Genomic DNA, 20,061 nt, shown 5'->3' on the forward strand with positions numbered 1-20,061 from the left:
AACGTTTGACAATTTTACAAGACAGGTGGAGGCGATAGTATGTCAGAAAAAACGGTGAAGAAAAAAGATGAAGTGGTGATTGAAACAACCCATCCCAATCTCGAAATATTTAAAATAGATCCTTGGGTCAAGCCCTACGCGGAGGACCTGGCACTGCGAATGAGGCGCTATGAGGGCGTTCGCAAATCACTGCTTGGCGAGAAAGGAACATTCAAGGAATTCGCCAACGGGCACCATCACTTCGGAATTCATCCTTTTGGGGATGGCTGGATTTACAGGGAATGGGCACCGGAGGCTTATGGGCTCTATCTCATGGGAGATTTCAACAATTGGAACCGGGTTTCTCATCCACTGACGAAAAATGCGGATGGAACCTGGGAGATCTATATACCTGGGCATGACGCGCTTACCCACGAATCCCGCGTCAAGGTCAGGGTAGTTGGGCGAAACGGTGACAGAGACCGTATCCCTCTTTACATCAGAAAAGTAGTTCAGGATCCGCAGACTCATGATTTCAGCGGGCAGATCTGGTCGCCTGAGGAAGTATTTCACTGGACGGATGGGGACTTTAAAATAGAGCAGAGTGAACCGCCACTCATATACGAGGCCCATATTGGTATGGCCCAAGAGAAAGAAGCGGTGGGAACCTATAAAGAGTTTGAGGAATTCATGCTGCCGCGCATCAAGGCGCAGGGGTATAACACGGTTCAGCTCATGGCAGTTATGGAGCACCCATACTACGCTTCTTTTGGATATCACGTCTCAAATTTCTTTGCGCCTTCGTCCTGGTTTGGCACACCGGAGGATCTGAAAAGTTTGATCAACAAGGCTCATAGCATGGGAATTTCTGTACTCATGGATTTGGTCCATTCCCATACCATCAAGAATTTTGCCGAGGGGATCAACGAATTTGACGGCACCTCACATCAGTTTTTCCATCATGGTGCCCGAGGCTATCACTCCGCTTGGGACTCCAAGCTTTTCAACTATGGCAAGCATGAGGTCATTCACTTCCTGCTGTCCAGCATCAAATACTGGCTGGAAGAATATCATTTTGATGGTTTCCGCTTTGATGGCGTGACCTCCATGCTGTATCATGACCACGGTCTTGGGACGGCGTTTGACGACTATGCGAAGTACTTCAGCCTCAACACGGATATTGATGCGGTAACCTACCTGCAGTTTGCCAATGAGCTGATCAAGGCGCTGCGGCCGGATGCCCTCTCCATTGCTGAGGACATGAGTGGTATGCCGGGGATGTGTCTGCCTATTGAAGCCGGCGGAATTGGTTTTGACTTCAGGCTGGCAATGGGGGTACCTGATTTCTGGGTCAATACCCTGAAGAAGAAGGATGACGACTGGAGCGTCGGCCAGCTCTGGTACGAGCTGACGACCAGCCGCCCAGGCGAGAAGCGCATTGCATATGTAGAGTCTCACGATCAGGCCTTGGTCGGAGACAAGACGCTGATTTTCAGGATGGCAGACAAGGATATGTATTGGCATATGAACAAGAAGAGTCCAAGCCTGGTCATTGAGAGGGCGGTGGCATTACATAAGATGATCCGTCTGATCACGATTTCCCTGGGCAGCGAGGGTTACCTGAACTTCATGGGCAATGAGTTTGGCCATCCGGAGTGGATTGATTTTCCTCGGGAAGGCAACAACTGGAGCTTTAAGCACTGTCGCCGCCTGTGGAGCCTTGCGGACAACCCATTCCTCAGATATGAGGACCTGAAGCACTTCGACGTCGCCATGATCCACCTGATGCACGATAATGCGCTCATGGGTGGCGGCGTGCCTCAGCCTCTTTGGATTGATCAGATGCGCAAGCTAGTCGCATATAAAAAGAAGGATTACATTTTTATTTTCAATTTCCATCCAACGGATCCTCAAGTCGACTTCGAGCTCCCAGTCAATGATACAGGCGGCTACAGGGTCATCATGGACACAGATGAGCCAAGGTTTGGAGGCAACGGGCTGATCTCCCATGAAGTGATCTACGAGGTTAAAACTCTGCCGGGCATGAAGCAGCAGACCGGCTTTCAGATTTACGTTCCTAACCGGACCGCCATGGTCTTGAAAAAAGTGACGCTGAAGGACTAAAAAGGCGTCCGGATTCAATTTAAGGCTTTGACTTTGATGCTGGGGACAGTCTCTAATAGTTTTGGGACTGTCCCCTTGGTTTGCCTGTGCTTTTTTGGTCGGGGACTGGGCCGCCCTGAGCAATTGGCGCGGCCGCGACACTGTAATTTTAAATCTTAGCGAGGTGTTGACCATGGAGACATGGGAGGTATTATCAGCTTCACCGGACCCTTGGGTCCGTTACAGAACGTTTGTCGACTTGCTCGAATACAGAGAGTCTCAATCGGCGGTATCTGATGCCCGCGCCGCCATGCTCTCCCACCCGCTGGTCGAGGCGCTGATCCGAGAGCTAAAGTCATGGCCGGGTGTGGTCCTCAGCAGCCATAAAAGTGCCGGCCAGCACTACCATAAACTCGCCTTCCTTGCGGACTTGGGCCTGACCCGCGAAGATCCAGGCGTCCAAGAAATTCTTAACGGCGTCCTCAGCCACTCGTCAGAGGAAGGTCTGATAACTTTGCCGATGGTCATCTCAACCCACCACGGCGGCAATGGCCAGGAAACCTGGGCCTGGGCACTCTGTGACGCGCCGGTAAGCCTCTATGCATTGGCTAAAATGGGTTATAAAGAGGACCCTCTCGTGATCAAAGGCCGCGATTTCCTCATTGGTCTCATCCGGGAAAACGGCTGGCCCTGCAAAGTCTCAAAAGAGCTGGGCGATTTCAGGGGACCCGGAAAAAAAGAGGACCCGTGCCCCTATGTGAATTTGATCCTGTTAAAATTTCTGTCACTATATGACCAGCACTTGTTGGGTGAACCAGTTAAGATTGGAGTCGAAACGCTTCTGGATTTGTGGGAAAATAGTCTGACCAAGCACCCCTACATATTTTACATGGGAACGGACTTCAGAAAGCTGAAGGCTCCCTTCATCTGGTATGACATTTTGCACGTCCTGGAGGTGCTCTCGAGATTTGAGATAGCGGTTCAGGACCCTCGCTTCGAAGAAATGCTGAACATAGTGCTGGAAAAAGCTGACCAAGATGGTCTGTTTACGCCTGAATCTGTCTGGCAAGCCTGGAAGGGTTGGGATTTTGGACAGAAGAAAACACCGTCTTTGTGGATGACTTTTATAATTTATAGGATTCAAAAGCGGTTGGAGAGCTTTCAAACTTAATGCTTGCCACAATGGGATTGTTTGGTTGGGGACTGGGCCGGATTGAATGATAGTTTAATCGCGCATGATAAAATGCGTACATAAAAATATTATTTATAAAAAAAGTTCGTTGTTGATGGATTATTATTCAATTCAGTGTTGAATTTTGTGGTAGGTCTATGTTACAATGTGAAAAATATTAACCAAGTAATCTATGGCTTATAAGATCATGAGCCCCCTACCTATCAGAACTATAAAGGGAAAGAAAAATGACAAAAGGACAATTGGAAGCAAAAATCAGTGAAATTATCAGCAAGTTTGAAATTGAACACATGGGAAGAGGTCCAGAAAAAATTCGGACTATTATCTTCCAAGACCTAATTATAGTCAGAATTAAAGGTTTTTTGAGTAAGGCAGAAACCAATCTCGCGACGACCAAAGATGGTGTCGAACTGATCAAAAAAGTCAGGATGGCGCTCTTTGAAAGCTCGAGAGATAACTTGGAAGAAGCGATTCAAGGACTTATTGAGGTCAATGTAGTCAGTACTTATTCTGACGTCAGCACCAAAACCGGTGAAAAGCTCATTGGGATAGTCGTGGATCGGGATCTGGAAGAGTTGGTTTCAAAATAACAGAATTATTCGATCAAAATAAATAGAGTTGGAAGACGCGTTGAAAGGTCATTGACCAGTTGACAGTAAGCCAACAGCAAAAAATCCGGACATGCCGGGGCTTTTGTTGTTGGCTTTTTTGTGTGTTTGGAGGATGGAAAATGCATGAGACAGATGTATCCGTAATGAATCAGATTGAGTATTTAGAAAATCAGAATTGGATCAGACGACTTCATCCGCCTGGGCGCATTGGCATTATTGGTGGAGGGCAGCTTGGCAGGATGATCACGATTGAAGCAAAGCGTATGGGTTATCGCGTTATTGTGCTCGACCCTATGCCGGATTCGCCTGCAGGGCAGTTGGCAGATCAACAGATCGTCGCTGCGTTTTCGGATATGGCGGCGCTGCGGAAGCTTTCCCAAAGCGCGGATGTTTTGACCTACGAGTTTGAACACCTTGATATTTCGACGCTGGATGCGTTGGAGGCGAGGGGTGCGCGCTTGATACCATCGGCAAAAACCTTGGAGATCATTCAGAACAAGTATCATCAGAAAGTGCGTTTAAGAAAAATTGGGGTTCAGGTCCCCGACTTCGTGAGAATAGACTCACTTGAAGCATTGGAGGAAGCTTTCCTTGTTTTTGGGGGGAGGCTTGTCCTGAAGACATGCCGGGATGGCTATGACGGCAAAGGGACCTGGATTGTGACAGAACAAGCGCAGCTGAAGCCGGCTTATGAGGCGTTTTCCGGCGAAGAAATCATGGCAGAGGCGTTTGCGGACTTCGCCATGGAAGTCTCTATCCTTGCTGCCAGAGGGAGAGAGGGCGTTAAGCTTTATCCCATAGCCGAAAATGTACATGAAGATGGGATTTTGATGCATTCCAGTGTCCCGGCAAGGCTGCCTGAGGAAACGAAAGCAGAGATCCAGCGCATTGCAATGAAAATCCTTGAGGCGTTTGACGATTATGGACTATTTTGCATTGAATGCTTTGTAGATGAGTATAATCACATTTTGGTGAATGAAATTGCACCCCGGCCGCACAATTCCGGACATTACACCATTGAGGCCTGTATTACTTCGCAATTTGAACAGCTGCTTAGAGTGATCACAGGAATGCCGCTTGGATCAACTGCGCTGCTTGCGCCATGTGTGATGTGGAATCTGCTTGGGCAGGGTGAAGGAAGAGGCGCCTATGAGGTGAGGGGAAGCGAGCGTCTCCTGTCGGAGGAAGCATGCTATCTGCATCTTTATGGTAAAAAAGAGACAGGGCCCCTTCGAAAGCTTGGGCATGTGACTGTACTTGGGGAAAGTATTGAAGCTGCTCAGGAAAAGGCAAAAAATGTGATGTGTTCGATTTCGATCGAAACTCTGGAAAGGGAGGCATTATATGAAGGACGTAATTAATGGAAATGACAGACCGCTTGTAGGCGTCATTATGGGCAGTGAGTCCGACTTTTCGGTGATGAAGCTTGCTGCTATAGAGTTGAAAGCTTTGGGGATTCCCTTTGAGATCAAGGTGGTTTCTGCCCACCGTACACCGCAGCGAATGGTGGAATACGCAAAGTCTGCAGCCGCTCGGGGGCTTGAAGTTGTGATAGCGGGTGCCGGTGGCGCGGCCCATCTCCCAGGCATGGTGTCGTCCTTAACGACGCTGCCGGTGATTGGTGTGCCCATACAGCTCAAGACCCTGGAAGGGATGGATGCTTTGCTGTCTATTGTCCAGATGCCGGCAGGGGTTCCGGTTGCTACGGTTGGGATCAATAATGCGAAAAACGCAGGAATTCTGGCAGCCAGGATACTGAGTATCAAATATCCAAAGATTCAGGAGCGTCTTGAGACGCGAATGGACCAGGTCAGAAATCAGGTCGTTTATGATCTGGAGGACAAATTCTATGAAAGTGAGGGCAGTGTATGATTCAAAATGCAACTTATACCGGGGCAAGTCGGAAAACTTATCGCTGGGTGTATGTCGTACTGGGCAACCTTATGATGATGTGCCTCGGAACGGTTTATGCCTGGAGTGTCTTCAGGATTCCCGTTGAGCAAGCATTTGGCGTTGGTACGACGTTGAGCGGGCTGCCTTATATGGTGTCGCTGGCTTTTTATGCACTCTTTATGCTGATTTCAGGGCGGTATTTGAACCGGTTCAGCCCGCGTCTCATTATGACTGCAGGCGCCCTTCTTATAAGCGCTGGATGGATTGGCTCAGCTTATGCGCCCAATATTTATTGGCTGACCCTCACTTATGGCGCGGTCAGCGGTGCAGGGGTAGGCATTGCTTATGGGGTTCCCATGGCTGTGGCGGCGAAGTGGTTCCCAGATAAAAAGGGCTTGGCAGTCGGAATGGTACTTGTGGGCTTTGGTTTATCTCCCCTTGTAACAGCACCGCTCGCAAGGCATTTCATTGAGATTTATGGGGGTATGCAGACTTTTAAAATTCTGGGCGCTGCTTTCGGTATGATCATCCCTATACTGGCGCTTCCTTTGACGTATCCTTCTGAGAACTATAGTTCAGATCACAAAACGGGCCAGGGACAGCGCTTAGCATCCGAGGCAGACACCGTTAATGGAGAAAGTCATAAGGGACAGATGGAATATCCCTCTGTGGTTATGATGAAGACGAAGTCTTTCAAAATTCTCTACATTACTTTTTTTATAGGCGCTATGATTGGATTAATGCTCATTGGGATGACCGGCAAAGTGGCTGTTGAGTGGGTAGGCCTGTCTCAAGGCAGTGCAGCACTTTTGATGTCGGTCTTTGCGGTGTTTAATGGCCTTGGCAGACCTGTCTTTGGATGGTTGACCGACCGTCTGTCTTTTAAGAGCGCTGCGTTAATCTCCTTTGTGTCCATTGTGGTGGGGTCCTTAATCATGATTTACACAAAAGGCTCAAGTCCAATTGCCTTTGGATTGGCATTTTCAATCTTTTGGTTTAATTTGGGCGGTTGGCTGGCTATTGCGCCTGCGTCAACCTTGTCCATGTTTGGAATGCTAAATTACAGCCAGAATTATGGCGTTGTATTTACAGCTTATGGCATAGGGGCGGTGGCAGGTGTCATCAGTTCCGGAGTGCTTATCGATTGGTTTGGTGGTTATACTATGATCTTCTATTTGGTGCTGACGCTTGCGGTTGTTGGAAGCCTGGCGGTTAAACTGCCAGGCGTAAGGCAATAATTCTGAAGCTCCGTTTAGTGTATGACAATATCAGAACATGCTGTAAGCAAGGCAAATAGAGAATGCGGCTGATGTATGGCTTTGTTTGGTTGGGGACTGGGCCGCGTGGTGCGGGACTGGGCCGCCCTGAAATAAGATAAAGACTACTCTCGAATTGCGGGGGTAGTTTTTTATTTGCGCAAAATGGAAGATATCCGCAACTTGGTTATTGACATAAGCCCAAAACGGAGTAAAATTAGAGTCGAAAAGGACATATGCCCATAACTCGACAGAAGGGAGCGACTTGAATGTCCAGACCAAGAAAATGGCGACGCGTCTGCTGCCTGCCTGAGAGCAACCTCTTTGGGCCCCTTAATCCGGAGGCTGAGGACCACGAAACCATCACTATGACGGTGGAAGAATATGAGACCATACGGCTGATCGATCTGGAAGGTCTGATGCAGGAAGCCTGCGCTGAGAGAATGGATGTAGCCAGAACGACCGTTCAAAGGATTTACAACGAAGCTCGAAAGAAAATCGCGGAGTCGCTGGTCAATGGCAAAATCCTGAAAATCGAGGGCGGGGATTATAAGCTGTGCGACGAAGAGGAGCCCATGTACGGCTGCGGCTGGTGCCGCCGGCAGTACGCGGCTCAGCTGGAGAGCACAATGAAAAGCGAGGGAGAAGAGTGATCTATTCGCGGGAAGTGCTCCACCATTTTACAAGTCCAAGTAATGTTTACAAGATGGAGGATGCTGACGCAGTGGGCACCAAGGGCGATCCGGATTGCGGTGATGCGCTTGAGATGTTCATTAAAGTCAAGGAGAACCGTATTGAAGAAATCAGCTACCTTGTCTATGGCTGCTGCGCTGCCATTGCGACTTCAAGTATGACAACAGAGCTGGCAAAGGGGAAAACTCTTGAAGAGGCATTTGCGATTACCGAAGAGGATATTGCAAATGCTCTGGGTGGGCTTCCTGACAACAAAATGCACTGCTCCAACCTTGGCGTCAGCGCTTTAAGGGAAGCCATCATGAACTACAGAAGAAAACAGCGATAAAAAAACAATGATAAAACAGGAGGCGTTACTATGAGAGTAGCAATACCGGTAGATGAGAACCATCCAGGCACCGCTGTGTGCGCATCCCTGGCAAGGGCACCCTATTACTTAATCAAGGACACGGAAACGGAAGAGACGACCTTTGTGGAAAACACAGCTGCGAACAGTCAAGGCGGCGCCGGGGTCAAAGCAGCCCAGCTTCTCGTGGATCAAAAGGTCGACGCGCTTCTGACCCCAAGATGCGGTCAGAACGCTGCAGAGGTTCTTACGGCGGCGAAAATGGAAATCTACAAAACGGAATACCCTTCCGCTAAAGAAAATCTCCAAGCGTTCAAATCTTCATTGTTGGCAGCGCTTACGGAATTTCACGCCGGTTTCCACGGTCACGGAGAAGGACACGGGAACGGGGGCCAATAGTATGAAAATTGCTGTGCTCAGCGGCAAAGGCGGCACAGGGAAGACTATGGTCTCCGTTAATTTGGCAGCTGCTGCCCAGCGCGCTGTTTATCTGGACTGCGACGTGGAGGAACCAAATGGGCACCTCTACTTTAAGCCGGAGAATCCAGCTGAAGCGCCCGTCAGCGTCAAGATCCCAAAAGTTGACCACGATGCCTGCACGGGTTGCCGGAACTGTGTGGATTTCTGTAAATTTAACGCTTTGGCGTACATCAACAAAAAAGTTATGGTGTTTGAAGACGTCTGCCATTCTTGTGGCGGGTGCGCGATCGTGTGTCCGGAGAAGGCGATTGCTGAGGTGGATAAGACCATCGGCACAACCATGAGCGGTGTTTCAGAAGCTGTCGAGATTCACTCCGGGTTTTTGAAGCCGGGGCAGGCCTCCGGGGTACCTATTATTAAGGCGGTCCTCTCGAAAGCGCCAAGTGACGGCGCGCTGACGCTGATCGACTGCCCGCCGGGGAGCGCCTGTGTGGTCATGGAAAGCATCAAGGACGCGGATTATTGCGTGCTGGTGGCCGAGCCAACCAAATTTGGCGCCCATAACCTGGAGATGGTGCATGAACTGGTGCGCCTGTTTGAGAAGCCCTATGGCGTGGTGCTCAACAAGTGTCTGGAGGGTTCACCGAACCCGTCTGAGGCGTTTTGCGCGGCAAATGGCATCCCGGTTCTTGGCAGGATTCCCTTTGACTTGGAGCTGGGCGCCATCAATTCAAGCGGGGAGATCCTGGTGCGTTCCCAGGCCCATTACGCGGCGCTCTTTTCCGAGCTGCTGCTGAAAGTGAAGGAGGCGGCGAGCCGTGAAACAGCTTCTGATTCTCAGCGGTAAGGGCGGCACCGGCAAGACCACCGTGGCGAGCGCCTTCGTGCAGCTCTCAAAAGCCAAAGCGTTTGCCGATTGTGACGTCGACGCACCCAACCTCCACCTCATCCTGCAGCACTCCGACGAGCGCCCCACAATAACCCCGTACTACGGACTTCCCAAGGCGGTCATAGACACAGAGGCCTGCATAGAATGCGACCTTTGCAGGGAAAGCTGCCGCTTTGAAGCCATAGACATTGTTCCGGAAAAAGGGGGGTACACCTCTGATCCATTTGCTTGCGAAGGCTGCAGCGTCTGCGAGGCCGTGTGTCCGGTGGGTGCCATCAAAATGGTGCCAGCTGTAGCAGGGGAGCTGAAGCTCTACCTTGAGGGCGCTGTGTTCTCCACGGCCCAGCTCAAAATGGGCAGCGGCACCTCTGGCAAGCTCGTGACGGAGGTCAAGAAACAACTTAAATCCGCGGTTAAGGAAATGATTGAGACTTCGAATGAGGTGTCAGCTGAGGGGGCGGCAGTAAAAGTTCCCCTTGCCATCATTGACGGCTCCCCGGGCATTGGGTGTCCGGTCATTGCCTCCATCAGCGGCGTGGATCTGGTGCTGATTGTGGCAGAGCCTTCCGTATCTGGTGTCAGCGATATGAAGCGGATTGTCGAGACCGCCCGTCAGTTGCAGACAGACGTGGTGGTTTGCGTCAACAAGCACGACACCAACCAGGAACAAACCAATGAAATTGAAAGACTCTGCCAGGCCCTTTCTCTGCCGATGGTCGGTCACATCCCCTTTGACAACATGGTGGTCGAAGCGACGAACCAGGGGCGGAGTGTGGTGGAATTCGAGTCACCATCGGCAAAAGCCATCAGAGAGGTTTATGGCAAAGTCATGAAGCATTTATTCGAAGACGCTAAAACGCAGGCCCCAGGGTTTCACAACATCCCAGTCGCGGATTAGTGCTGCAAAATTCATTTGGGCCCAGTCCCCCACCATGTGGCCCAGTCCCCCACCATAAGTCCCTGTCCCACACCAAACATCAGGGCGGCCCAGTCCCCAACCGGAAATCTGGTCTGTCCCTGTCCCCAACCAAGAATTTTAGGAGGTCATTTAATGAGCGAAGTATGTCAGCTGGATTGCGGTTCGTGCGGCTCCGATTGCGCGGACAGAACTAAACAACAAACGGATTTTACGGAGCAGCCCCACCACCTGAGCAACATTAAGAAGGTCATTGGGGTCGTCAGCGGCAAGGGCGGCGTAGGCAAGTCCCTCGTCACGTCGCTGCTGGCAGTGACCATGAACCGCAGGGGGCATCATACGGCCATCCTCGACGCGGACATCACGGGTCCATCCATTCCAAAGGCCTTTGGCATCAAGAAAAAGGCTATGGGGACGGATACGGGGATCATCCCGGTCAAGAGCGTCACGGGCATTGACATCATGTCCATCAACCTGCTGCTGGAAAACGACACGGATCCTGTGGTCTGGCGGGGCCCAATCATAGCCAATACCGTCAAGCAGTTCTGGTCAGAGGTTATCTGGGAAGATGTGGACTATTTGTTCATTGACATGCCGCCGGGCACCGGAGACGTGCCGCTGACAGTTTTTCAGTCCATCAAGGTGGATGGCATCATCATAGTCACCTCACCTCAGGAGCTGGTGTCCATGATTGTCTCAAAAGCAGTCAAAATGGCCCAGATGATGAACGTTCCAATCTATGGCATTGTTGAAAACATGTCCTACTTCAAATGCACGGACTGCGACAAGGAACACAAGATCTTTGGGGAAAGCAACATTGAGAAGGTTGCTGAGGCACACGGCATCAAGGTCCTCGCCAAGCTGCCTATGGACTCCAGAATCTCTGCATCCTGCGACGCTGGCATGATCGAGCTGATCCACGAGAATTATCTTGAGGAAATCGCCCCGCTGCTGGAGGTATAAACCAACAGTCATTCACTAAAGCGCAACACTACCCCACTAAGGAGGCCTGAAAATGTCCTACAGTCCCGCTTTAGGCACTACGGTCACCAATACCCACATGCGCACGCCTGCGCACACCTCGCCTTTTTCCGGCATGTGCGCCGTCTGCACCATGGAGTGCACAGGCACTTGCGAAATTGGCCTGTCGGCCCTGAGGGGGCCGGAAGCCACCTATCCCTTCGCGGCGGACGCCAGTCAGTTTGCCTCGGAGAAGGATTACCCACTGGATTTTTCCCACCTCAGCATCAACGGCCGCGTGTTCGGCGCCAAAGGTACAACTGAGGACTCTGACGAGGCGACTTATGCGAAGGTGGGGGTGGAGACGACCATCGGCAAAAAAAATCCTTTAAAGCTGAGGCTGCCTATTATCTTGCCCGCCATGGCCAAGCTGAACTGGCAGGACTACTTCGCCGGCGCCGCAATGGCTGGCGTGCTGGTGGTCATTGGCGAGGACGTGGTGGCCAAGGACAAGGGCCTGGTCCTCGAAAATGGCCGGGTGACGGCGGCGCCGCTGCTGGCAGATATGGTGGGCGCCTTCAGGAAATACGAGCGGGGCTACGGGGACATTGTCCTCCAGGCCAACGAGGACGACGAGCGCCTCGGCGTCCTGGACTACGCCCTGCAGCACCTGGGGGTCAAGTCGGTGGAGCTCAAGTTTGGCCAGGCGGCCAAGGGCATCCAGGGCATGGGGCTCCAGAAAACGCTGGAGGACGCGCTCCGGCTGAAAAACATGGGCTACCTCGTGTTCCCGGACCCAACCGATCCCGAGGTGGCGGCCCGCTTCAATGAGGGCAAAGGTCCGGTCTTTGAAAAAGTGGGCAGACTGCCTATGTGGGACGAGGGCTCTCTCAAAAAACGCATAGCGGAGCTGCGGCGTCTGGGCGCTGAGCGGATCTGCTTCAAGACGGGGCCTTTCGACCCCGAGGACTTGGTGCGGATCCTGAAAATTGCCTCTGAGGAAGAGGTGGACCTGGTGACCCTGGATGGCGCGGGCGGCGGCACGGGCAACAGCCCCGTGAAGATGATGAACGAGTGGGGCATCCCTACGGTCGTGCTCGAGAGCCTGGTTTACGAGATCCTCAAAACCATGGAGGCGAGGGGCTATGCCCTGCCGCAGGTGGCGATCACCGGCGGGTTTTCCATGGAGGACCACGTGTTCAAAGGTCTTGCTCTTGGCGCGCCTTACATAAGCCTGGTCGGCATAGGCCGGGCGGCCATGGCGGCAGCCATGACGGGTAAGCACATAGGCACCCTTCTCGAGGCGGATGAGCTCCCGCAGCCCCTGAAGCGGCTTGGCGGCTCAGTGGAGGAAATTTTCAGCCAGGTGAAGCCGCTGCGGGCCCTTTATGGGGATGAGGTGGCCGTTATGAGTACAGGCGCGATTGGCCTTTACTCTTACCTGGAGCGCATTTCGGCCGGCCTCAGGCAGCTGATGGCCCTGAACCGCAAGTTCGACCTGTCACAGGTGGACCGCCGGGATCTGGTGCCTCTGACGGCCCTGGCAAAGGAAGTCACGGGCCTCGAGGATTACGCGGCGCTGCTGCGGGGCGCCCTGGACGGGCTGTAGGGCAGGGCTTTGTCAAGAAAAAAACATGAAAATTGAGCTGCCGATGGTCGCTTAAAACCACATGGTGGGCCCAGGTGACCATCGGCATAAAAAAAGCGGAAGATGGAGGAGATACAACATGAAAATAGCAGTCGCAAGTGATAACGGCATGGTGGCGGGCCATTTTGGCCATTGCGAGAATTTCAATGTTTTTCACGTGGAGAGTGAGCAGGTCGTCAAGCACGAGGTGGTTCCAAATCCAGGGCACAAGCCGGGATTCCTGCCCAACTTCCTGCACGACCTTGGCGTTGAGGTCATCATAGCCGGCGGTATGGGCGGCGGCGCGGTGCAAATTTTCAACGAGAAGGGCATTGAGGTCGTCGTGGGGGTCAGAAACTCCGCGAAGGAAGCGGCGGAGCTCTATCTGAAGGGACAGCTCGAGTCCACGGGTTCGATTTGCCACGAGCATCAGCATGCCCATGAGGATGGCTGTAATCACTAAGAGATAGAAGAATGACATGAATTAAGGCTAATGGGTGCTGGCGTCTTGGAATATTGGGGCTGTCAGCATCCATTTTCACAATTTGCCGAAAGTGAGGTGCGTCATGAATACACCAAACTATGTCTATGGTCCTGTGCCTTCCAGGCGCCTCGGTCTGTCCCTGGGGGTCAGCCCAATTCCAAAGAAGACCTGCAATTATTCTTGTGTGTATTGCCAGCTTGGCCGGACGGACCATATGACGAATACGCGTCAGCGGTTTTTTCCTGTGGCGGATTTGTTGGCAGAGGCTCAAGCGGTGATTGAAAGCGGGACAGTCTTTGACGTCATCACCATTGTGGGCGAAGGGGAGCCGACGCTCTATCTGGAGCTTGGGGTGCTGATCAAGGGCCTGAAGCGGTTGACGGACAAGCCGGTGGCGGTGATTACAAACGGGGCGCTGCTGTATGAGAAGGACGTTCAGGCGGCGCTGATGGAAGCGGATTTTGTGCTGCCAACGCTGGACGCGTCTGATGAAGGGATGTTTAAACGGATCAACCGGCCTCATGGCGCGCTGGACTTTAGCCGGGTCCTTGAGGGGCTGCGCGAGTTTTCGAGGCGCTATGAAGGCCAGCTTTGGATCGAGATCATGCTCGTTAAAGGGATGAATGACAACGAAGCTGAATTGCTTGCCCTGAAGGCGCTGCTGGATACGATGCGTTATGACAGGCTCTATTTGAACACTGTGGTGCGCCCGCCGGCGGAGTCCGGGGTTGAAGCTGTGGATGGGGCTGTGATGCGCCGGGCGGTGGAGCTTCTGAGCGGGCTTCCCATTGACCTGCTGGAGTCAGAGGGCTTTTACAGCGGCATCGAGGATCACGGCGCGGCCGTCCTGAGCATCATCAAGCGACATCCCATGAACCAGTTTGAGATCGAGGCTTTCTTGGTGAAGCGCGGCGCTGAGGCAGCTGAAGTGGCCCACATTATGGAGGGGCTGAGGCGGAATCCGGCTGTTGACGTTGTGGATTACAAGGGTTATGAGACTTTCAGGATGAAGTGAGAAGTGTGGTGCGGGACAGGTACACGTGGTGCGGGACTGGGACACGTGGTGCGGGACAGGGACACGTGGTGCGGGATTGGGTCGGCCTGAAATTGGTCACAACCTCAAAAATTTGTGAAAAACAAATACAACAATCGAACCGCATTAAAAAGCAGAAGCTCATTATTGGTCTTCTGCTTTCATGTTTTTGAGCCATCGGGAATCGTTGAGTTCTATAGGGGCAAGCACCGCCCACGTCGGCCTGTGAAGGCCTGTGACAGACTGTAAAGACCTATGACTGCAATTGATTGCCGTAATTGTGCATCCTCCCACCGCCTTGCGACAAAGTCATCTTCGTTGTATAATTAACATTATAAAGTTCATATTGTTCATAATGTAAATATTGTTAACGCATCCTGATCATTCCAGACTGTTTCGTGACGTAAACATCCTTTCGATTTTATCATTCCAAGTTCTCATTCAAGTCTACATACGAGATTTTATACATATCCTTACATTAGAAAGCGAGGTCATCCCATGAGCGCGCAGACCGCATCAAACTCAATCCTCACTGAAACTCTGACCGCCCATATTAACGGCGTCCTGGCATCCTACGCCATGGATCCCACTCGACTCGTCGGCATGCTCCTCGAAATTCAGGATCATACGCCAAAACAGTATATCCCCAAAGAAGTTGCCGTTTACGTTGGCGAGAAGCTCGACCTGCCGCTGAGCAGAGTCTATGATGTGATCTCTTTCTACGAAGCCCTTTCAGACGTGCCTCGAGGGGATATTGTCGTCCAGTTTTGCGACAGTGTGGTCTGCAAGGTCAACGGAAACAACAAGCTGAAAGAAGCCCTGGAAAGCATCCTTGGCATAAAAATGGGTGAGACCACTCCGGACGGCAAATACCACCTGGAGTCAGCGCCTTGCTTTGGGGCCTGCGACATTTCCCCTGCCATACGCGTCAACGGCGTCGTTTACGGGCCGCTCAAAACTGAGGCGGATGTCAGGGCGGCCCTGTCCCGCCCTGAGAAAGGAGAGGGTCAGCGTGAATAAAACCGTCAGTTTCATCACGGACCATTTTGGAAAGTATAATACATCAGATATTGACAGCTGCCTCGCTGTTGGCGGCTTTACAGGTTTGAAGCGCGCTCTGGGACTGACCCCGGCAGATGTGATTCGAACCATTGCGGACTCTGGGATCCAAGGGCGCGGCGGCGCCGCCTACAGCACCGGCAAAAAATGGCAGCAGGCTGCGGCTGTACCCGGTGAAGACAAAGTCGTCATCTGCAATGCAGATGAGGGTGAGCCCTGCACGTTTAAAGACCGTGCACTCCTGGAAAATGACCCCTTCCGGCTCATCGAGGGCATGGCCATTGCCGGCTACGCGGTAGGCGCCGGCCACGGCTACATTTACCTCAGGGAGGAATACCGCCATCTGAAGCCAAGGCTTGAAAAGGCCATAGAACAGGCAAGAACCTGCCGATGGTTAGGAAACCACATCCAAGACTCCAACTTCAACTTCGACATCACCCTCTATTCAGGCGCAGGGGCCTACGTCTGCGGCGAAGGCTCCACCCTCATTGAATCCATGGAGGGCAAAAGCGGCCGGCCACGGATCAAGCCTCCCTACATCAAAGAATGCGGCCTCTTCCAAAAACCGACCCTGGTCAACAACGTCGAGACCCTGGCAGCCGCCGCGGCCATCCTGGAAAAAGGCGCTGAGGCGTTTACAGCCTATGGTACGGAAAAGTCGCCAGGGACAAAGCTCATTTCCTTGGCTGGCAACGTCAAAAATCCAGGCGCTTACGAGATCCCTTTTGGGATGACCCTGAGGGAGATCATAGAGACTATAGGCGGCGGTCTTGAAGAGGGCCGGACGCTCAAGCTTCTCCAGCTGGGCGGGGCGTCCGGAAGCATTGCGCCGGCAGCGCTGCTGGGTACACCTTACACCTATGAGGATCTCAATAAGGCAGGGCTGGATGTGGGCTCCGGCGGGATCCTGGTGGTGGATGACCGAACCTCCGTCATAGAATTCCTCAAAGCGATCCAGGACTTCTTCATCCACGAAAGCTGCGGCAAATGCACGCCGTGCAGGGAAGGCAACCGGCAGATCGGTCGGATCATTGCCCGTTATGCGGAGGGCGCGCCGAGGCCGGACGACCTTGAAACCGCCAGGCGCTTCGCGACCATCATGTGCAACTGTTCGTTCTGTGGCCTTGGTGAGACGGCCCAAAGCGCGCTTCTGTCCGCTATGCGGCATTTTCCGGAGGCCTTTGAGGCTGACGCGTTTGAAGCGGGTGTCACAGGCACTAAAGAGACAATCGGCGAAAGGGGGCTGCGGGTATGACTGCCAACCAAGTGACCTTGACCATAGACCACAAGCGCATCAGCGTCCCTGAGGGCACGACTATTTTGGAGGCCGCGAAAAAGGTCGCGGTCAACATCCCGCACCTTTGCTATCACCCGGATCAGGAGATCAAGGCCAATTGCAGGATCTGCGTTGTAGAAGTCAAGGGCAGCCGCAAGCTGTCCGCCGCCTGCTCGACCCGTGTCAGCGAGGGCATGGAAGTGCTCACCAACACCAGGAAGGTCAGGGACATGCAGCGGGGCATCCTCGAGCTGATGCTGGCCAACCACAACCAGGACTGCCTGAAGTGCCACAGGAACGGAAACTGCGAGCTGCAGGACCTGTGCGAACGCTTTAACATTTCAAGAACCCATCTGGAGGACGCAGTGGACGCGCTGCCGCTGGATGACAGCAACCCGGCGCTGGTCCGGGACTCCAGCAAGTGCATCAAGTGCGGCCGCTGCGTGGAGGCCTGCCAGAGTGTTCAGGAAGTCCACGTCCTGACCCATTCCCACCGCTCAATAAGGTTCAATATTGCCCCGGCCTACGAGATGCCGCTGGAGGAAACCCTCTGCGTCTTCTGCGGGCAGTGCGCGGCGGTATGTCCAACCGGGGCCATTGTGGAAAAAGATGATACGGAGCTGGTTTGGACCGCCATTGAAGACCCGTCCAAGCACGTGATCGTTCAGGTTGCTCCGGCGGTGCGCGTTGCTCTGGGTGATTCTTTTGGCCTGCCAAAGGGTGAGATCGTTACCGGCAAGACCGTGGCTGCCCTGAGACGCCTTGGCTTTGATCAGGTCTTTGACACCAACTTTACGGCTGACCTCACCATTATGGAGGAATCCCACGAGCTGATCCACCGCCTGACCCATGGCGGTACACTGCCGATGGTCACCTCATGCTCCCCTGGATGGATCAACTACATCGAAGGCGTCTTCGACGACCTTTTAGACCATCTGTCCACCTGCAAATCGCCTCAGCAAATGTTTGGGGCGCTCTCCAAAACCTATTATGCCGAGCTGAAAGGCCTGGCGCCTGAGGACATCTTCACGGTGTCCATCATGCCTTGTACGGCTAAGAAGTATGAGGCCGCAAGGCCGGAAATGACCTCCGGCGGCGTCAGGGAGGTCGACGCGGTCCTCACCACCCGTGAGCTGGCCCGCATGATTGGGTCTGCCGGCATTGAATTCGCTGACATTGATGAAGAGCAGTTCGATAATCCGTTTGGCCTCGGCACTGGCGCTGGCGCGATCTTTGGCGCCACCGGGGGGGTCATGGAAGCCGCGCTGCGCACGGCCTATGAAGCAGTGACAGGCAAGGGCCTTCCAAACCCGGACTTCAAAGAAGTCAGGGGCCTCGATGGCATCAAAGAGGCTTCAGTGGTGCTGGGGGATGACCTCGTCCTGAGAGTGGCCGTCGCCAATGGTCTTTCCAACGCGAAGGCCTTAATGGCTGAGGTTCGCCGGGGTGAATCACCTTATCACTTCATTGAGATTATGGCTTGCCCGGGCGGCTGCCTGGGCGGCGGCGGTCAGCCTATCCGCTCCACCAATGACATCAAGGAAAAGCGCATGGACGCCCTTTATAAGATTGATCAGGATCTCCCAATCCGCAAGTCACACAAGAATCCGGACATCCTGAAGCTTTACGAAACCTGGCTCGGAGAACCCCTGGGCCACAAGTCCCACGAGCTCCTGCATACCCACTACCACAAAAGAGTGTGATTGGTGGGGGACAGGGACTTATGGTGCGGGACTGGGCCGCGTGGTGCGGGACTGGGCCGGACCAAACCTCCCTCCAAAAAACCATTCTGCTGAACTTTATATGATTACATCTTATTCTGCAGCCCATCAAGTAAAGGGGCTGCTTCTTTTTTTCCCAGTCCTGCTCACCACTTCTTTAAATAGACGCAGGCGCCATCAACAGCCTCAGACAATACGCAAATTTCAATCCGTGATTTGAACACTTGTGGGTATAAAGAAGCTAAGCAGCTCCGACTACACTTCGTTCTCCACACAAAGGAGGCCGTCACAAATGCAAGACAAAGTGCAATCAGACGTCACAGCCCAGATCGCGGACTTCTTCGCCTCAGCCCCCGACCTTTTGTCCCTCTATTGTACCCTGGAGCCGCAGCTGTTCGCCCTCGGCGACGTGACCCGCAAGCTCCAAAAAACGCAAATCTCTTTTTCCGCCCACAGGGCTTTCGCCTGGGTCTGGCTTCCCATCCACAAAGTCAAGGGCCGCCCTGAGCGCTATTTTATCCTGAGCTTTTGCTTGAACCGGCAATTATCAAGCCCCAGAATAACCGAATCCTTAGAGCCATACCCTGGCCGATGGATGCACCACCTCATCCTCACAGCGCCTGAGGAGATTGACGAAGTGCTCCTGGAGTGGTTAAGGGAGGCCTACAATTTTGGGCTGCGCTAGTGGGAAAAATATTGTATGATCATCTTTTTTCGTGTACGCCACAGCATAGTTTTATATTTCAAAGTTCGCCCAGTTTACAAAATTGTAAACTTGGGTACAATGGATTTGTGCTTTATGAGCACAAGAGAGCATTTAAGGGGTGTCAATGAATGAGCAAGAAGAAAAAAATTTTACTTTGGATATTAGGGTTGCTGGTTGTGGCTTTTATAAGCTTTCAGATCGTCATTGGTCGGATTGAACAAAACCTGAGTGGCCTTGAGGCTTTGCCGCTGGCGGACATCGATCTGGAGCAAGCGCAAGACGGTGTTTACATTGGCAGCTACGCCGCATTTCCTGTGGAAGCTGAGGTTGAGGTCGAGATTGAAAATCACAAAATCGTTTCCGTGACGCTTCTGGAACACCGGCATGGTCAGGGCGCCAATGCGGAAATTCTGACGGAGGTTGTCGTCCAGGCTCAGTCTCTGGATGTAGACCAGGTGGCAGGCGCAACCTACAGCAGCAAGGTGATATTGAAGGCCATAGAGGATGCCCTTCTCAAGGCTTCAAATTGATAAGATGCATATGAAAGGAGTTGTTGCGAAACTATAACATTTAGTTTCACAGCAACTCTTTTTTTACGCCAATTGGAATTACTGACTTTCAATAATTTTGCTTATTGACAAACCATCCATGAGATCTTGAATTATAGGGTCGACAAAAAAGCCTATTCACCGTATTTTTAAATATCTGGTCTAAGCTGCTTTTTTGTACTCGATAATGCCGGTTTGGTTGTTTTGGATTTTGCTATGAAGCTTATTCAGATTTATTGCCATAGCAACCATCATCATATCCCACTATTTTTTTCATACCCCTACGACGAAACCGATCATAAGCGAGACCATCTTTAACCTTTGAAAAAGCGCCTTCCGCTTGGATGGA

General features: G+C 52.5%; 20 protein-coding genes. All 20 read left to right on the top strand.

Going from position 1 to position 20,061, the window contains the following annotated elements; genetic code table 11:
* Positions 1-39: 39 nt before the first annotated feature.
* Positions 40-2,103 carry an alpha-amylase family glycosyl hydrolase gene (locus BLP63_RS10385; protein ID WP_092591256.1) on the top strand — a complete coding sequence of 688 codons (2,064 nt, stop codon included), beginning with the start codon at positions 40-42 and terminating at the stop codon, positions 2,101-2,103.
* Positions 2,104-2,275: 172 nt separating this feature from the next.
* Entirely contained in the window at positions 2,276-3,253 is a 978-nt protein-coding gene (locus tag BLP63_RS10390; protein WP_092591258.1) for a hypothetical protein, read from the top strand.
* Positions 3,254-3,501: 248 nt separating this feature from the next.
* Positions 3,502-3,864 (top strand): DUF2294 domain-containing protein, encoded by a 363-nt coding sequence (locus tag BLP63_RS10395; RefSeq protein ID WP_092591260.1) that lies wholly within the window; start codon positions 3,502-3,504, stop codon positions 3,862-3,864.
* Positions 3,865-4,004: 140 nt separating this feature from the next.
* A complete protein-coding gene (purK, locus tag BLP63_RS10400; RefSeq protein ID WP_242870874.1) occupies positions 4,005-5,246 on the top strand; it encodes a 5-(carboxyamino)imidazole ribonucleotide synthase in 1,242 nt (413 codons plus the stop codon).
* Positions 5,230-5,757, top strand: a complete 528-nt coding sequence (purE, locus tag BLP63_RS10405) for a 5-(carboxyamino)imidazole ribonucleotide mutase (protein WP_092591262.1) — start codon at positions 5,230-5,232, stop codon at positions 5,755-5,757. The genes purK and purE overlap by 17 nt, the downstream gene beginning before the upstream one ends.
* Positions 5,754-7,016, top strand: coding sequence for an L-lactate MFS transporter (locus tag BLP63_RS10410; protein ID WP_092591264.1), 1,263 nt, complete (start codon positions 5,754-5,756; stop codon positions 7,014-7,016). Before purE ends, BLP63_RS10410 begins: the two co-directional genes overlap by 4 nt.
* 287 nt (positions 7,017-7,303) lie before the next feature.
* On the top strand, positions 7,304-7,687 hold the full coding sequence (locus BLP63_RS10415) for a DUF134 domain-containing protein (RefSeq protein WP_092591266.1): 384 nt from the start codon (positions 7,304-7,306) through the stop codon (positions 7,685-7,687).
* On the top strand, positions 7,684-8,055 hold the full coding sequence (locus BLP63_RS10420; protein ID WP_330387139.1) for an iron-sulfur cluster assembly scaffold protein: 372 nt from the start codon (positions 7,684-7,686) through the stop codon (positions 8,053-8,055). The genes BLP63_RS10415 and BLP63_RS10420 overlap by 4 nt, the downstream gene beginning before the upstream one ends.
* 30 nt (positions 8,056-8,085) lie before the next feature.
* A complete protein-coding gene (locus BLP63_RS10425) occupies positions 8,086-8,472 on the top strand; it encodes a NifB/NifX family molybdenum-iron cluster-binding protein (RefSeq protein WP_092591268.1) in 387 nt (128 codons plus the stop codon).
* 1 nt (position 8,473) lies between these two features.
* Positions 8,474-9,340: a nucleotide-binding protein gene (locus tag BLP63_RS10430; protein WP_092591270.1), complete on the top strand. Its 867-nt coding sequence runs from the start codon at positions 8,474-8,476 to the stop codon at positions 9,338-9,340.
* Complete coding sequence (locus tag BLP63_RS10435) at positions 9,312-10,280, top strand: ATP-binding protein (protein WP_092591272.1); 969 nt, start codon at positions 9,312-9,314, stop codon at positions 10,278-10,280. The genes BLP63_RS10430 and BLP63_RS10435 overlap by 29 nt, the downstream gene beginning before the upstream one ends.
* A gap of 153 nt (positions 10,281-10,433) precedes the next feature.
* Entirely contained in the window at positions 10,434-11,261 is an 828-nt protein-coding gene (locus BLP63_RS10440) for an Mrp/NBP35 family ATP-binding protein (protein ID WP_092591273.1), read from the top strand.
* Positions 11,262-11,313: 52 nt separating this feature from the next.
* Positions 11,314-12,867: a glutamate synthase-related protein gene (locus BLP63_RS10445; protein ID WP_092591275.1), complete on the top strand. Its 1,554-nt coding sequence runs from the start codon at positions 11,314-11,316 to the stop codon at positions 12,865-12,867.
* A 118-nt stretch (positions 12,868-12,985) separates the two neighbouring features.
* On the top strand, positions 12,986-13,348 hold the full coding sequence (locus BLP63_RS10450; RefSeq protein WP_092591277.1) for a NifB/NifX family molybdenum-iron cluster-binding protein: 363 nt from the start codon (positions 12,986-12,988) through the stop codon (positions 13,346-13,348).
* A gap of 103 nt (positions 13,349-13,451) precedes the next feature.
* Entirely contained in the window at positions 13,452-14,384 is a 933-nt protein-coding gene (locus BLP63_RS10455) for a radical SAM protein (protein ID WP_092591279.1), read from the top strand.
* Positions 14,385-14,900: 516 nt separating this feature from the next.
* The gene (locus BLP63_RS10460) at positions 14,901-15,422 is read left to right on the top strand and encodes an NADH-quinone oxidoreductase subunit NuoE family protein (RefSeq protein ID WP_092591281.1); all 522 of its coding nucleotides are present in this window, start codon (positions 14,901-14,903) and stop codon (positions 15,420-15,422) included.
* The gene (locus tag BLP63_RS10465; protein WP_207646452.1) at positions 15,415-16,716 is read left to right on the top strand and encodes a complex I 51 kDa subunit family protein; all 1,302 of its coding nucleotides are present in this window, start codon (positions 15,415-15,417) and stop codon (positions 16,714-16,716) included. The genes BLP63_RS10460 and BLP63_RS10465 overlap by 8 nt, the downstream gene beginning before the upstream one ends.
* Positions 16,713-18,440, top strand: a complete 1,728-nt coding sequence (locus BLP63_RS10470; protein WP_092591285.1) for an NADH-dependent [FeFe] hydrogenase, group A6 — start codon at positions 16,713-16,715, stop codon at positions 18,438-18,440. The genes BLP63_RS10465 and BLP63_RS10470 overlap by 4 nt, the downstream gene beginning before the upstream one ends.
* A 310-nt stretch (positions 18,441-18,750) precedes the next feature.
* Complete coding sequence (locus BLP63_RS10475; protein WP_092591287.1) at positions 18,751-19,143, top strand: DUF5655 domain-containing protein; 393 nt, start codon at positions 18,751-18,753, stop codon at positions 19,141-19,143.
* Between the two features lie 149 nt (positions 19,144-19,292).
* Positions 19,293-19,694 carry an FMN-binding protein gene (locus BLP63_RS10480; RefSeq protein WP_092591289.1) on the top strand — a complete coding sequence of 134 codons (402 nt, stop codon included), beginning with the start codon at positions 19,293-19,295 and terminating at the stop codon, positions 19,692-19,694.
* Positions 19,695-20,061 lie beyond the last annotated feature (367 nt).

It is taken from the genome of Acidaminobacter hydrogenoformans DSM 2784 (assembly GCF_900103005.1).
Classification (GTDB): Bacteria; Bacillota; Clostridia; order Peptostreptococcales; family Acidaminobacteraceae; genus Acidaminobacter; species Acidaminobacter hydrogenoformans.